Genomic DNA, 1,709 nt, shown 5'->3' with positions numbered 1-1,709 from the left:
GTGAGTTTTTGGGCGTCCTAGGGCAGGTGCACGGTTGCGGCAGGCGATACGACGGACCTATGGGCAAGAGCGACCGCGCGTTTATATTTGGGCTTATCGGTACGATATATGCGCTATTTGGGCGACTGCCAGAGTGGTTTAGCTGGGTGCTTTACGCCGCGATATTTTTACTTGCGCTTACTTGTGTAAACCGCGTGAGGATGGGACTAAAACGCGGGGAATAAGGAGCTTCGGACGAGGATAAATTTAATAGATATCTCCAAAACCAACGCAAGGTAAATTTGTCTAAATTTGATATAATTGCAAAAGTTTTAAGCTCGTCTCGGCGCGGGCACGCAATCATTATAAATTTGAGCTTGTTTAAATTTACGAGACTTTTTGAGGCGAGGATAAAATATCGCGGCGAATTTGTCCGCTTAATTTAAATGTTTTAAAGACGCTAGGCGCGTAAAACGCGCTCGGTTAATTTCGAGCGTTTTATCAAAGTCGGCGAAACAAAAGCAAGTAGCAAAAGCGACAAATTGCAGGCATTACTTAAATCGTATCGGCTTTAATCGCCTAAAATTTATATCTAAAGCGCTCGTTTTCGGTAAGGTGGGCAAGAAGCTCATTTGCTGCACGCAATCGTAAAATTGAGGGCGTCACAAAAAATGAATTTGAAAAACAAAAGAGTAAAAAGGATACAGGATGAAAGAGTTTTTAGCGGCCGCGCTTGATTTTATCCTTTGCCGTATTACTATATTTATCACGGGCGTACGGCCGCCGCAGGAGCTTTTAAACATCGGCGACGGTACTAAAATTTACTACGCAAACCACGCTAGCCACGGCGATTTTTTGCTGATTTTCGTCTCGCTGCCTTACCGCGTGAGAAAGCGCGTGCGCCCCGTCGCGGCGGCGGAGTACTGGGAGAGCGGGCCCGTGCGCAGATTTCTTGCTAAAAACGTGTTTAATATGGTGCTAATAAGTCGCCGCAAAGATCCGCTAGAAGCGCTAGCGCAAATGAACGAGGCGCTGCAGACCCACTCTCTCATCATCTTTCCCGAAGGCACGCGCAAGATGAACGACGATCTAGCGCTACAGCCGTTTAAAAGCGGGGTATTTCGTTTGGCGCAACAGCGCCCCGACGTCCCGCTTGTGCCGATTTGGATCAAAAATGCGCGCCACGTCCTGCCTAAGGGCTTTATGATACCCATCCCGCTGCTTTGCGAGCTGATCGTGGGCGAGGAGATAACCTACGGCGGCGAGGGCAAGGGCGAGTTTTTACAAAAGGCGCAGGACGCGCTGCTAGCGATGAGCGATACGCAAAATGATAGAACTAAAGCCTAGCGCGACGGCTTTGGCGAGAGCGGTAAATTTAAGCCCCGTAAATCCGCCACGCAAGAGATTTGCGACCGATCTTTACGGCAAATTTGACGGCAAGCCTTTTAGAGCGGCGGCTAGAAGCGTCAAATTTAAAAACAAAGCCCGCACTAAAACGCTCGCCTCGCCGCAAATCAAATTTGACCTAATCGCGAGCCCAAAGCGCGAGCAATTCTGGCTAACAAATTTAACCGCCCAAACCGTCCGCAGAGTAAATCAAACGCGCGTAAATTTGACTCGCTCGGAGCGCTCCGAAACAGACGTCAAATTTAGCTTCAAATTTAACCAAAAGGCCCTAAAATGAACCCGCAAAATCATATCTTAAATCTATTTTTAGGACTCATCGCGGT

Annotated in this window: 2 protein-coding genes and 1 pseudogene; all 3 read left to right on the top strand. The window is 48.2% G+C overall.

Features of this window, described 5'->3' with window-relative positions; genetic code table 11:
* Positions 1-224 (top strand): annotated as a pseudogene (locus tag Q0546_RS05150) (CDP-alcohol phosphatidyltransferase family protein); the annotation flags it as partial.
* A 463-nt stretch (positions 225-687) separates the two neighbouring features.
* Positions 688-1,326 carry a lysophospholipid acyltransferase family protein gene (locus Q0546_RS05145; protein WP_298791138.1) on the top strand — a complete coding sequence of 213 codons (639 nt, stop codon included), beginning with the start codon at positions 688-690 and terminating at the stop codon, positions 1,324-1,326.
* Positions 1,307-1,663: a hypothetical protein gene (locus tag Q0546_RS05140; RefSeq protein WP_298791136.1), complete on the top strand. Its 357-nt coding sequence runs from the start codon at positions 1,307-1,309 to the stop codon at positions 1,661-1,663. Before Q0546_RS05145 ends, Q0546_RS05140 begins: the two co-directional genes overlap by 20 nt.
* Positions 1,664-1,709 lie beyond the last annotated feature (46 nt).

It is taken from the genome of uncultured Campylobacter sp., assembly GCF_937997465.1.
GTDB lineage: Bacteria > Campylobacterota > Campylobacteria > Campylobacterales > Campylobacteraceae > Campylobacter_A.
This window is presented reverse-complemented; position numbering and strand designations above follow the sequence as displayed.